Source organism: Sediminimonas sp. (assembly GCF_024637375.1).
Taxonomy (GTDB): Bacteria; Pseudomonadota; Alphaproteobacteria; order Rhodobacterales; family Rhodobacteraceae; genus Sediminimonas.
Genome location: NZ_JAGXFK010000020.1, coordinates 1 through 12,446, shown reverse-complemented (window position 1 = coordinate 12,446; position 12,446 = coordinate 1). Strand labels below are relative to the sequence as shown.

Below are 12,446 nucleotides of genomic sequence, written 5' to 3'. Positions count from 1 at the left end.
GCGTCGATGTCCGGCGCATGGATGTTCATCTGGGGCCCTCTCGCGTTCTGTCGCCTGCCTAACGTAAGCTTGCGGCGGCGGGTTTCCAATATCGAAGGGTCTTACGCCGGAAACGACATCATGGATCACCGATTGCCGCGGCCTCCAGCGCCGCGGTGATATCGGCGATCAGATCATGCGGATCCTCCAGCCCGACGCTCAACCGCACCAGCCCCAGCGTGATGCCGAGCGCAGCCTTGCGGTCATCGGGCAGGCGCTGGTGGGTGGTCGTCGCCGGGTGCGTGGCAATCGACTTGGCATCGCCCAGGTTGTTGGAAATCACCGTCACCCGCAGCGCGTTGAGAAACGCGAACGCCGCCCGCTGCCCGCCGGCGATGTCAAGCGCCAGCACCGTGCCGCCGGCGCCCATCTGCGTCTCGACCAGCACGTTCTGCGGATGGCTGGGGTGGCCCGGGTAGATCATTCGCGCCAGCCCCGGGTGCCCGTCGAGCGCATGCGCCAGTTGCAGCGCCGTGCGCGCCTGCGCGCGCACCCGCAGGTCCATCGTCTCGAGCCCCTTGAGCATCACCCAGGCGTTGAACGGCGACAGCGCGCCGCCGGTGTGTTTCATGTATGGCTCGACGGTGCCGCGGATGAACTCGGCGCTGCCCAGGATCACCCCGCCAAGGGTGCGGCCCTGCCCGTCGATATGCTTGGTGGCCGAATAGACCACGACGTCGGCGCCCTGCGACAACGCCCGCGAATAGACCGGCGTGGCGAACACGTTGTCGACCACCACCGTGGCCCCGGCCGCGTGTGCGATGTCGGCCACCGCGGCGATGTCGATCACCTCCAGCACCGGGTTCGAGATCGTCTCGAAGAACACCGCGCGGGTGTCGGGGCGGATCGCCGCGCGCCACTGTGCCAGGTCGGTGCCGTCGACGAAGCTGACCTCGACACCGTAACGCGGCAGGATATCTTCGAGGATGTACAGGCACGACCCGAACAGCGCCCGCGCCGCGACGACGTGGTCGCCGGCACGCAGCATCGAGGCCAGCGCGCCCGACACCGCCGCCATGCCGCTGGCGGCGGCGAAAGCATCCTCGGCGCCTTCCAGCCCGGCGATACGATCTTCGAACATGGCCACGGTCGGGTTGCCGTAACGGGCATAGATGAACTCGTCGGACCCAGTGGACTGGAACCGGGCCTCGGCCGCCTCGGCGCTGTCGTAGACAAACCCCTGGGTGAGGAACAGCGCCTCGCTGACCTCGCCATACTGGCTGCGCCGGATGCCGCCATGTACCGCGCGGGTGCGCGCCTTCCAGTTGTCGCTGTCGCTCATGGTGTCCCGTGCCTTTCCGCGCGCGCCGCCTACCGGCCCGGTATGCACAGCGCCACGCCCGCGTCAACAGAGTCGCGCAGATGCAACCGGGCGGTCACGTGACCAACATACGCCTGATTTACCCCCGGCACCACAAGATGTGGAGAAAGAACGCGGGCCATGCCCCTCATCCGGACCAATGCCACCGATCCTGGCCCGCGCCTGCACGGCCGCGCCGCGCCGCGCCCGATCCGCGCTGGTCGCGGCTGCTGCACCGCCGGAGTGGAGACTGCCCTTGCCCGTGGCGCACAAAGCGTCATCATGAGACACAGGAGGGGCCGTGCCCGGCCCCCGTAGCGGAGGCGCAACATGAAACGCGAGCCAATCGAGCTGTATTTCTGGCCCACGCCGAACGGCTGGAAAGTCGCCATCGCGCTTGAGGAAATGGCCCTGCCCTATCGGCTCAACCTCGTCGATATCGGCGCCGGCGAGCAGTTTTCCGCAGCCTTCACCGCGATTTCGCCCAATGGCAAGATGCCCGCCATCGTCGACCCGCACGGCCCCGACGGCACGCCGATCGCCATTTTCGAATCGGGCGCCATCCTGCAATACCTCGCGCGGCTGACCGGGCAATTCACCGGTCCGACCGAGCGCGACCGCATCGCCGTGGATCAATGGCTGATGTGGCAGATGGGCGGGCTGGGCCCGATGGCGGGCCAGGCGCATCATTTCCTCAAATACGCCCCGGCGAGGGACCCGCCGCAAGATCTGCCCTATGCCAAGGACCGCTACCGCGCCGAGGTGGCGCGGCTTTACCGGGTGCTGGACGCACAGCTTGCCGCAAACACATATGTGGCGGGCGACTTCTACTCGATCGCCGACATGGCGATCTGGCCGTGGGCTTCGCTGTGGGAAGGCCAGGAACAGACGCTTGACGACAAGCCCCACCTCGCCCGCTGGCTCGGGGACGTGGGCGCGCGCCCGGCGGTGCAGCGGGGCCGCGCGCTGGCGGCGGAAAAGCGCGGCGACCTGCGCGCCGACAAGGCGGCGCAGAAGGTGCTGTTCACCCGGCGGTAAGATCACGCGGAGGTGCGGCAGCGCGCGCGGCGCTCAGCGTTCGTCGCCGTCGCGCGGCGTGTCCGCGGCCTCGTCGCGGTCGGTCCCGTGTTCGGAAAACAGCCGGCCTTGGGTGATGAAGAACCCGAAGATCGCCGCCGACAGGCCGAAGGTCTTGAAATAGACCCAGGATTCGGTGCTCATCAGGCGCCAGACCGCCTCGTTGGCAACCGCCAGCGCCAGGAAGAACACGGTCAGCCGGCGGGTCAGGATCATCCAGCCCGCTGGCGTCAGCGGCACGGCCTCCTCCATCACCAGTTGCAGGTAGGAACGCCCGCGCAAAAGCCCGACACCAAGGATGCCGCCGAAGATCAGGTATATCAGCGTCGGCTTCATCTTGAAGAACCGCTCGTCGTTGAGCCACACCGACAGCCCGCCGAAGACGATCACCAGCACCAGCGTGACCAACTGCATCCGCGATACCCGCCCGGTAAGCCGCCACAACACCCCCGTGGACAGCGCGAACAGCGGGATGAACCCGGCGGTGACCAGGATAAAACCGCCATAGTCGCGCCCGTCGATGGTGTAGGTCTCGCCCTTGAGCAACAGATAGGCCGCGAAAAAGGCCACGATCGGGCCCAGTTCGAGCCCGCTCTTGAGCATCGGGTTGATCTTGCGTTGCGGCATCTGTGGCCCCTTCGTGTGCTGTCAGCTTCCCCATTCCACGATCACGGCCCCGAATGCAATCAGCGCCATCAGCGCGATGCGTCGCGGGCCCACCGTTTCCTTGAGCACCAGCCAGCCGATCAGCGCCGCGAAGACGGTCGAAGTCTCGCGCAGCACGGCCGCCTCGCCCACCTTGTCGAGCCGCGTGGCCAACATCACCGCGCCGAAGCTGGCGAATGCCACCAGCCCCCCCACCACGCCCCGCCGCATGAGCGGCGCAATCGGCGGCCGGTGCGCCATGGCCCGCCAGCGCAGGCCCGCAACCACCGGCATCACCACGCCATCAATCATGAAGAACCACGCCAGGAAGGTGAACGGGTCGGCCGTGGCGCGGATGCCGAAGGCGTCATAGGTGGTGTAGAGCGCCACGAAAAGCCCTGTCAGCACCGCCAGCGCCAGCGCCATGTTCAGCGTCTCGCGCTCCAGCGTGACGTGCACCAGGTTGTAGACCGCCAGCCCGAAGATCCCCGCCAGCAGCACCCCAACGCCCAGCCATTGCGTGGGCGTGAACAGCTCGCCGAATATCAGCCAGGCGCCGATCACCGTGAACAGCGGCCCGGTGCCGCGCACCACCGGGTAGACGACGGTGTAGGCGCCACGGGTATAGGCCATGGCCTGGAACATCTTGTAGGCAGTGTGGATAACGAACGCGCCGGCGAATATGGGCCACATGTGCGGCTCGGGCCAGGGCACCACCAGCAGCGCCAGAGGGGCTGCCATCAGGCCATAGCTGAGGTCGATGGCGCCACGCGTCAGCCATGGGTCGTGGCGGCCCTTCTGCAAGGCACCGAACACGGCGTGCAGCACCGCCGCCACAAGCGCCAGCACCATCGCCAGCCGTTCACCCGACGCGGTGCCTTCGAGGGAGATCAGCCAATCGCTCACGCTGCGCGCGGGTCTGATCGGGGGGCCAGCCCCCCGACCCCCCCGGGATACTTGTGGCCAGAAGAAGCAGGGACGGCAGTGATCGTCATGCGCCGTCGAGCCCGGTCAGCGCGCGGGCGAAATCGCGCGGATCGAACGGGGCCAGATCGTCGATCTGCTCGCCCACGCCGATGGCGTGGATGGGCAGGCCGAACTTGTCGGCCAGCGCCACCAGCACGCCGCCGCGCGCGGTGCCGTCGAGCTTGGTCATCACCAGACCTGTCACATCAGCCAGTTCGCGGAAGGTTTCGACCTGGCGCAGGGCGTTCTGCCCGGTGGTGGCATCGAGCACCAGCAGCGTGTTGTGGGGCGCTTGCGGGTCTTTCTTGCGGATCACGCGCACGATCTTGGACAGCTCCTCCATCAAGTCGGAGCGGTTCTGCAGGCGCCCGGCGGTGTCGATCATCAGCAGATCGGCGCCCTCGGCGGCGGCCTTTTCCATCGCCTCGAAAGCCAGGCTGGCGGGGTCGCTGCCCTGTGCCGCGGTCAGCACCGGCACGCCGGCACGCTCGCCCCAGACCTGCAACTGTTCCACCGCCGCGGCGCGAAAGGTATCGCCGGCGGCGATCATCACCGTTTTGCCCGCGGCCCTGAACTGCGCCGCCATCTTGCCGATGGTGGTGGTCTTGCCCGAACCGTTGACGCCCACCACCAGCACCACCTGCGGGCGCGAGGGATAAAGCGGCATCGGCCGCGCGACCGGTTCCATGATGCGCGCGATCTCGTCGGCCAACAGGCCCTTGATCTCGTCGGTGGAGAGTTTCCGGCCCATGCGGCCCTCGGCCATGTTGGCGGTGACACGCAGCGCGGTATCCACGCCCATGTCGGCGGTGATCAGCAACTCTTCGAGCTGTTCGAGCATGTCGTCGTCGAGCGCCCGGCGCACCGCCGGCTTGCCGCCGCGCCCCAGAAGCCGGCCCAGGAGGCCGGATCGGGCGCCGTCTTCGGCGTCCCCGGCGCTCTGGGCAGGGACGTCGCCGGGCAGATCGGGGGCGTCGGGCGTGGCGGGCGCTTCAGGGGCGTCGGGCGCCCCGGTATCCGGCGCCTCGGGGGCATCGGGCTCATCGGGCGCGCCGCCCTCCTCGACGATGGCGTTGAGCCCTTCCTCCAGCCGGGAGGACGATTTGAACATGCGGCTTTTGAGTTTGCCGAAGAATGACATGGCGGCCTCTGCGCGGATCTGGGAGCGGAACGCCTATCACCTATCCATTCCGCCGGGGATTTGGAAGGCCCCACGCGCAGGGCGGGGACCGCGCATGCGGCGGTTTTTCCCGCCGCCGCCCCCTGTTCGCACTGGTCAAGCGCCGCCCGGTTGCGGCACAATGCGCCCATGACACGAATTGCCGCCGCCCTGGCCCTTGCAACCGTCCTGCTTGCCCCCCTGCCGGGCCAGGCGCAGGACGATGCGCTGAGCGCGGCCGAGTTCGACGCCTACACGCGCGGCAAGACCTTTCACTACGGTGCCGGCGACGGGCCCTACGGGGCCGAGGAATACCTCGACGACCGACGCGTGATCTGGTCCTTCCTTGACGGCAAGTGCAAGAAGGGCCGCTGGTTCGAGCAGGACGACATGATCTGCTTCGTCTACGGGGACACCCCCGAGCCGCAATGCTGGAGCTTTTTCGCAGGCCCCGGCGGGCTGGTGGCGCGGTATCAGAACGGTCCGGCGCAGACCACGCTTTACGAGCTGTCGCAATCGCGCGACCCGATGCTGTGTCTCGGCCCCGATGTCGGGGTCTGACGGCGCCCTGCAACAGGATTTCACCACACCATGCTGTTTTTCAACATCGCCACGCTGACCCCGGTTGCGCTACTGGCCGTGGCCGCCCTGCGCGGCGGGGTTTGGGTGGCGCTGGCACTGGTGTGGATCACCGTGGTGACGTGGGCGATGGATCACCTGGTGGCGCGCGCCGCGGTGCGCCGTGCGCAGGGGGCAGAGTTTCCCACCGGGACGCGGCTGGCGCTGGCACTGGGGCTGGCGCATCCGGTGCTGCTTGCGCTGGCGGTCTGGGCGATCGGGGGGCCGAGCGGCCTTGGCGGGTGGGAGCGCGCGGGGCTGTGGGCGGCGTTCGGGCTGTTCTTTGGCCAGGTCGGCCACCCCAATGCGCACGAATTGATCCACAAGCCGGGGCGCGGGGCACGCGCGCTTGGCCGGCTGATCTATACCACGCTGCTGTTCGGCCACCATGCCTCGGCCCATCTGCGGGTGCACCATGTCCATGCCGCCACCGATGCCGACCCCAACTCGGCGCCGCGGGGCCAGGGGTTCTGGCGCTTTGCCGCGCGGGCCTGGGCGGGCTCTTTCGTTGCCGGCTGGCGCGCCGAATCGGCGCTGCGGGCGCGCGCGCACACCTCGCAGCCGTGGTGGCGCCACCCCTACGCGGCCCATGTCGGCGGGGCGCTGGCAACGATGGCGGCCGCGGCGGCACTGGCAGGTGCCGGCGGCATCGCGGCGCTGCTGGCGCTGGCGGCCTACGCGCAGGTGCAGATCCTGCTGTCGGACTACGTGCAGCATTACGGGCTGCGGCGCGCCCTGCGCGATGATGGCCGACCCGCGCCGCTGGGGCCGCAGCATTCGTGGAACGCGCCGCAGTTCTGGTCGTCGGCGATGATGCTGAACGCGCCGCGTCATTCCGACCATCATCTTGCGCCGACACGCCCGTTTCCGGCGCTGCGGCTGGACACCGACACCATGCCGGTGCTGCCGCGGGCGCTGCCGGTGATGGCGGTGGTGGCGCTGTGGCCGCCGCTGTGGCGCCGGGTGATGGACCCGCGGGTGGCGCGCTGGCAGTCACCGGGGCAAGGCAAGGGCGCGAACTGATCCGCGCTCAGCCCGCCGGAGTGCCCACCGGCAGCAGCGCCGCGGCGACGCGGCGGCCTTCGGACAACAGCACGTTGTAGCTGCGCGCGGCGGCGGGGGAACTCATCACCTCGACGCCGAGACCGGCCTCTTCGAGCCGCGCGCGCAACTGGCTGGGCAGGTGGGCGATCTCGGCGCCCATGCCGACAAAGAGCACGTCCACCTCGCCGGCCAGCGCCATCAGCGGCGCGTCGTCGTCCAACCCGTGCCAGCCCTGCGCGCGCTCGGCGGTGACGATCACCGCGCCCTCCATGACCTGCCCGCCAACGCGGAAGAAGCCGGGCCCGTAGCCATCGACCGGCACCGCGCCGGGAAAGTTGACCTCGTTGAGTTGCATCAAACCTCCTTTCTTGTGGCTCAGAACACGCCGTCCCAGAGCGGCAATCCGGCGAGGGCCGACACGATGATCAGCCCGTAGCCGGCGACACGGTAGAGCCGCGCCCTCTCGGGCCGGAAGATAGCCGCGCCGGCGACGTTTCCAAGCGCATTGGGCAGCGCCAGCAGCAGCCCGATCATCACCGCCGGGGTTGCCAGCCGCTCTTGCAGGCCGAGCACCGCCAGCAGGATCAGGGTATAGGCAAACAAGAACAACATGGTGTTGGCGCGCACGATCCTGACCGGGTCGCCCGAGCCCATGTAGAGCAGGATCACCGGCGGCCTGGGCAGCCCCGCGACGCCGCCCAGCACCCCCGAGACCACCCCTGTGCCCAGCAACAATGGCCGCCCCGGCGCGCCGCGCAGGCTGAAGCCGGCCCAGATCAGTGCCGGCACCGTCAGCGCCACCAGCGAGACCGCGTAGCGAAACAGCTCGGCCGGGGCGACATAGAGCACCGCCAGCCCCAGCGGCAACGCGGCGACCATGCCGCCCAGGAGCCAGCCCAGGTCGACCGTCCGGCCATCGCGCAAGGCGCGGCGCAGGTTGGGCAGCGGGCCGAAGACATCCATGACCACCAGCGCGATCAGCGCCCAGACCGGTGGCAGCACCTGCGCGGCCACCGGCAGGAACACCATCGCGGTGCCGAAGCCGGCGAACCCGCGCACCGCGCCAGCGACGAAGGCGCCCAGCAGCAGCCATTCCAGCCCGTCGCGCGCGAGCGCGGCGGCAAGCGCTTCAGGCATCCACGTTGGCGAACTGATTGCCCGAGGCGCCGGCATCGGGCTTGGACCAGTCGCGCTTGACGCCCAGTTTCAGCAGGATGGCCGAGGCCACGAACACCGACGAATAGGTGCCCACGATCACCCCCCACAGCATCGCGAAGACAAAGCCGCGGATCACGTCACCGCCCAGCACGATCAGCGCGATCAGCGCGATCAGCGTGGTGACCGAGGTCATCACGGTGCGCGACAGCGTCTCGTTGATCGAGATGTTCATGACTTCCTTGAGGGGCTTTTTCTTGTACTTGCGCAGGTTCTCGCGCACCCTGTCGAACACCACCACCGTGTCGTTGAGCGAATAGCCCACGATGGTCAGCAGCGCCGCGATGATGGCCAGGTCGAACTGGATCTGAAGTTCGGAAAACACCCCGATGGTCAGCACCACGTCGTGCACCAGCGCTGCCACGGCACCGAGGGCGAACTGCCACTCGAACCGCAGCCAGATATAGACCAGCACCGCCGAAATCGCCAGCAGCACCGCGATCACCGCGGTCTGGATCAACTCGCCCGAAACCTTGGGCCCCACCGATTGCACCGACAGGAAGCGGATGTCGGGCACCACCTCGCGCAGCGCCGCCTCGACCTCGGCCACGACCTTGGCGGTGACCGCCTCCTGCCCTTCCTGCGCCTGGATGCGCACCATCGCGACGTGCTGGTCGGGGCCGAAGCTGGGGTCGAACACCTCGGTGATGGTGATATCGCCCAGCCCGAGGCTACCGACCGCCTTGCGGTACTGGCCGATATCGACGGGCTGCGCGCTTTCGGTGCGGATGGTGGTGCCGCCGCGGAAATCGATGCCGAAGTTCAGGCCCTGGATGAAGAACGACACCAGCGCCAGCACCATCAGCGCGCCCGATATCCCCAACGTCAGTGTCGGGCGGGCGAAGAAATCCCAGTTGGTGATCTGGGGAACCAGTCTCAGGCGCATCTCACACCTCCAGTTGCTTGGGGCGGCGGCGTTCGAACCATATGATCATGATCAGCCGCGTGACGAAGATCGCCGTGAACACCGAGGTGAGAATGCCCAGCCCCAGGGTGATGGCGAAGCCGCGCACCGGGCCCGAACCCATGGCATACAGGATCACCGCGGTGATGAAGGTGGTGATGTTGGCATCCAGGATCGCCGACAGCGCCCGCTCGTAGCCCAGCTCGATGGCGCGCGCCGGGCCCTTGGCGGTGCGTGCCTCTTCGCGGATGCGCTCGAACACCAACACGTTGGCGTCCACCGCCATGCCGATGGTCAGCACGATGCCGGCGATGCCCGGCAGCGTCAGGGTCGCCCCGATCAGCGACAGCAGCCCGAACACCAGCCCGAGGTTGATGAGCAGCGCGATATTGGCAAACAGACCGAACAGCCCGTAGCTGAGCAGCATGAAGACCAGCACCGCCGTGAAGGCCACGACGCTGGCGATCTTGCCCGCCTCGATGCTGTCGGCACCCAGTTGCGGGCCGATGGTGCGCTCTTCCAGGAAGGTCAGCTCGGCCGGCAGCGCCCCGGCGCGCAGCAGCACGGAAAGCTGGGTGCTTTCCTCGACGGTGAAGTTGCCGGTGATGATGCCCGAGCCGCCGGGAATGTGGCTCTGGATCACCGGGGCGCTGATCACCTCGTCGTCAAGCACGATGGCGAACGGGTTGCCGATATTCTCGGCGGTGTAGTCGCCGAACTTGCGCGCGCCCGAGGTATTGAATCGGAAACTCACCGCCGGCTGACCGTTCTGGTCGAAACTGGGCTGGGCATCGACAAGCTCATCGCCGGTGACCACGGGGGCGCGTTCTAGGATGTAATACTGATCGGGGGTGTCGATCGACGGCAACATCTCGTTGCCGGGGCCGGCATTCGCATCCGGGTCCGAGGTGCGGTCGACCACCGGCTGGAAGGTCAGTTGCGCGGTGGTGCCGATGATCTGCTTGAGTTCGGCGGCCGATCCGATGCCGGGCACCTGGATAAGGATACGCCGGGCGCCCTGGCGCATGATCGTGGGCTCGCGCGTGCCGACCTCGTCGATGCGGCGGCGCACGATTTCCAGCGCCTGTTTCACGGTGCGCTCGTCGGTGGCGCGGCGCTCGGCCTCGCTCAGCCGCACCACCACGTCGGCGCCGTCCGTCGTCACCTCGATGTCGCTGGCGCCGGTGCCGGCCAGGCTGGTTACCGGGCGCGCGAGGCCGCGCACCAGTTCGGCGGCGCGCCCCGCCTGGTCGGGCTGCTGGTTGAGCCGCACCCGCAGCGTATCGGGCGCCGAGGGTTGCAGGCGGATGGTGCCGATGCGGCCGCGTTCCTCGCGCAGCAGGTCGCGCACCTCGGGCCACATCGCCTGCATGCGCGTCTCGTAGACGTCCTCGACCTTGACCTCGGCCAGCAGGTGCGCGCCGCCGCGCAGATCAAGCCCGAGGTTGACCAGCCCCGAGGGCAGGTAGGACGGCCATTGCCCCGCCTGCGCCTCAAGCGCCGGGTCCTGCACGCCCCGCTCAAGCGCCGCGGTCGCGTCGTTGGCGACCTCGACGCGGTTGTAGAAGGCATTGGGCAGCGCCAACAGCAGGCCGAGCGCGCACAACGCCCAGATCGCCACCCGTTTCCAGAGGTCAATTCGCAGCATGACGCGCGCCTTTCAGGGGGTCAGGATTCGGCCGGCTCGGTCTTGCTGGTCACTTGTGCGACGGTCGACTTGACCACCCGCACCTTGACGCCTTGCGCCAGTTCGACCTCGATCTCGTTGTCGTCCTTGACCTTGGTGACCTTGCCGATCAGCCCGCCCTGCGTGACCACCTGGTCGCCGCGGCGCAGGGCCTCGACCATCTTCTGATGCTCTTTCACCTTCTTTTGCTGCGGACGGATCAGCAGGAAATACATGATCACGAAGATCAGGATGAGGGGAATGAACTGACCGAAGGCTTCCATGGGGCATGTCCTTGTTGTTGCGCGCACCGGACCGCGCCGCCGGGGGCGGGCCCGTGAATTGGCGCGAAACTATGGGCGCGGGCCGGCATTTGCAAGGCGCGAAACGGGGGGCGGCGCAGCGTCGGCATGACGTCGGTATCGCGCCCGGTCTTGGACATGGCCGGTTTCGCGGGTAGGTTGCGGAGATGGAGCGCGAAAGGCCGATGACGTGAGCAAACCCGACAGGCCCGACATTCTGGACTGGTTCGGCCTGCGCCAGCCTTGGGTTCTGACCGTCGCGCGCCCGCTCGGTGTATTCCTGTCCGTGGTTGTCATCCTGCTCTTCGGCCTCGCCATCGTGGCGGCCGGGGCGATCCTGTTGCACGCGATCCTTGACCTCGGGTTTGACGCGCCGCGCGCGGGTTTCGGCACCGGGGCGGTGATCGTGGCCCTGATCGGCGCGCCCTTCGTGATCTGGCGCAGCGTCGCGCTGGAACGCCAGACCCGCACCGCCGAGCAGGGCCACATCACCGACCGGATCAACAAGGCGGTCGAGGGGCTGGGGGCGGAGAAGACAGTCAACAGAATTGGGCGACCGGTTCTGTTAAGGGAAAACGACCCGGATTATGGTGGAATGGCAGACGTGGACCTCGAAGAACGTCGCACAGAAATCGAATGGCGGGGTGAATCGCTGCGCATACCGGTCGGGCTGCATGTTGACGAAGAATACGATTGGCAGGCATTCACCGAAACCCAACCCAACCTCGAGGTGCGCATCGGGGCGATCTACGCGCTGGAGCGGATCGCGCAGGACAGCGACCGCGACCATGTCCAGATCATGGAAATCCTATGCGCCTATATCCGGCAAAATGCCCCGGCCCCGGACAATGACGACTGGCCCGAACTCGAGATGAAGGAGGGCGAGGACGACGGACCGCTGGAGGCGGACTGGGATGAGCGGATGCAAGCCTTCCATGAGGCGCAGGAGGAACGCAAGAAATCGCTGAAGCTACGCGAGGATATCCAGGTGGCGCTGACGGTGATCGGGCGGCGCTCGGAGAAACAGCGGCGGCTGGAAGCTGGGCGCGGGGTGGAGGCCGAGTTCCCCTTCGATGTGCCCTGCCCAGAGTTTGACGGGTCAGAGGACGGCCACGACCAAGCGGCGCTGGACGCGTACCGGAAGGATTTCGACGACTGGAGAGAGACGCTGCGCGCCTACACCGGCTACAGGCTGGACCTGCGGGGCGCCGACCTGCGCGGCGCAGACCTGTCGAGCCTGGTCCTCAACGGCGCGCAGCTCGCTGGCACGTATTTGCATGGTGCGATCCTCAAGAACGCGCAGTTGCAAGGGGCGTTCCTCATGGATGCGCGGTTACCGGGGGCGACCCTAATGGATGCGCGGTTACAAGGAGCGAACCTCATTAGGGCGCGGTTACAGGTGGCGAACCTCATTTGGGCGCGGTTGCAGGGGGCGAACCTCATGAGGGCGCGGCTGCAGGGGGCGACCCTCGTGCAGGCGCGGTTGCAGGGGGCGACCGCCGCGCAGACGG

At 67.9% G+C, this 12,446-nt stretch carries 13 protein-coding genes; 4 read left to right on the top strand and 9 right to left on the bottom strand.

Going from position 1 to position 12,446, the window contains the following annotated elements; all coding sequences use genetic code 11:
• Nucleotides 1-118: 118 nt before the first annotated feature.
• Nucleotides 119-1,321, bottom strand: coding sequence for an O-succinylhomoserine sulfhydrylase (gene metZ / locus Q0L89_RS02735; RefSeq protein ID WP_296762352.1), 1,203 nt, complete (start codon nucleotides 1,319-1,321; stop codon nucleotides 119-121).
• A gap of 348 nt (nucleotides 1,322-1,669) precedes the next feature.
• Between metZ and Q0L89_RS02730 the strand changes: the two genes are divergently transcribed.
• Nucleotides 1,670-2,377: a glutathione S-transferase N-terminal domain-containing protein gene (locus tag Q0L89_RS02730; RefSeq protein WP_296762350.1), complete on the top strand. Its 708-nt coding sequence runs from the start codon at nucleotides 1,670-1,672 to the stop codon at nucleotides 2,375-2,377.
• Between the two features lie 33 nt (nucleotides 2,378-2,410).
• Here the strand turns inward: Q0L89_RS02730 and Q0L89_RS02725 are convergent, their stop codons facing one another.
• From Q0L89_RS02725 to ftsY, 3 genes are all read right to left on the bottom strand, one after another.
• Entirely contained in the window at nucleotides 2,411-3,043 is a 633-nt protein-coding gene (locus Q0L89_RS02725) for an inner membrane-spanning protein YciB (RefSeq protein ID WP_296762349.1), read from the bottom strand.
• Nucleotides 3,044-3,064: 21 nt separating this feature from the next.
• Complete coding sequence (locus tag Q0L89_RS02720) at nucleotides 3,065-3,967, bottom strand: EamA family transporter (protein WP_296762347.1); 903 nt, start codon at nucleotides 3,965-3,967, stop codon at nucleotides 3,065-3,067.
• Nucleotides 3,968-4,052: 85 nt separating this feature from the next.
• Complete coding sequence (gene ftsY / locus Q0L89_RS02715; protein WP_296762345.1) at nucleotides 4,053-5,168, bottom strand: signal recognition particle-docking protein FtsY; 1,116 nt, start codon at nucleotides 5,166-5,168, stop codon at nucleotides 4,053-4,055.
• A gap of 168 nt (nucleotides 5,169-5,336) precedes the next feature.
• Here ftsY and Q0L89_RS02710 point away from each other — a divergent pair, with 168 nt between their 5' ends.
• Nucleotides 5,337-5,747: a hypothetical protein gene (locus tag Q0L89_RS02710; protein WP_296762343.1), complete on the top strand. Its 411-nt coding sequence runs from the start codon at nucleotides 5,337-5,339 to the stop codon at nucleotides 5,745-5,747.
• Nucleotides 5,748-5,777: 30 nt separating this feature from the next.
• Entirely contained in the window at nucleotides 5,778-6,827 is a 1,050-nt protein-coding gene (locus Q0L89_RS02705; RefSeq protein WP_296762341.1) for an alkane 1-monooxygenase, read from the top strand.
• Between the two features lie 7 nt (nucleotides 6,828-6,834).
• Here Q0L89_RS02705 and Q0L89_RS02700 read toward each other — a convergent pair whose 3' ends face one another.
• From Q0L89_RS02700 to yajC, 5 genes are read right to left on the bottom strand one after another with little or no spacing between them, the layout of a single operon-like run.
• Entirely contained in the window at nucleotides 6,835-7,203 is a 369-nt protein-coding gene (locus Q0L89_RS02700; protein ID WP_296762339.1) for an Mth938-like domain-containing protein, read from the bottom strand.
• Nucleotides 7,204-7,223: 20 nt separating this feature from the next.
• Complete coding sequence (locus Q0L89_RS02695) at nucleotides 7,224-7,985, bottom strand: sulfite exporter TauE/SafE family protein (protein WP_296762337.1); 762 nt, start codon at nucleotides 7,983-7,985, stop codon at nucleotides 7,224-7,226.
• Nucleotides 7,978-8,949 (bottom strand): protein translocase subunit SecF, encoded by a 972-nt coding sequence (secF, locus tag Q0L89_RS02690; protein ID WP_296762335.1) that lies wholly within the window; start codon nucleotides 8,947-8,949, stop codon nucleotides 7,978-7,980. The genes Q0L89_RS02695 and secF overlap by 8 nt, the downstream gene beginning before the upstream one ends.
• A gap of 1 nt (nucleotide 8,950) precedes the next feature.
• The gene (secD, locus tag Q0L89_RS02685; protein ID WP_296762333.1) at nucleotides 8,951-10,615 is read right to left on the bottom strand and encodes a protein translocase subunit SecD; all 1,665 of its coding nucleotides are present in this window, start codon (nucleotides 10,613-10,615) and stop codon (nucleotides 8,951-8,953) included.
• Between the two features lie 20 nt (nucleotides 10,616-10,635).
• The gene (gene yajC, locus Q0L89_RS02680) at nucleotides 10,636-10,917 is read right to left on the bottom strand and encodes a preprotein translocase subunit YajC (RefSeq protein WP_296762332.1); all 282 of its coding nucleotides are present in this window, start codon (nucleotides 10,915-10,917) and stop codon (nucleotides 10,636-10,638) included.
• A 208-nt stretch (nucleotides 10,918-11,125) separates the two neighbouring features.
• Between yajC and Q0L89_RS02675 the strand changes: the two genes are divergently transcribed.
• Nucleotides 11,126-12,446 (top strand): pentapeptide repeat-containing protein (locus tag Q0L89_RS02675; protein WP_296762331.1); only part of this gene is annotated, 1,321 nt, incomplete at its 3' end.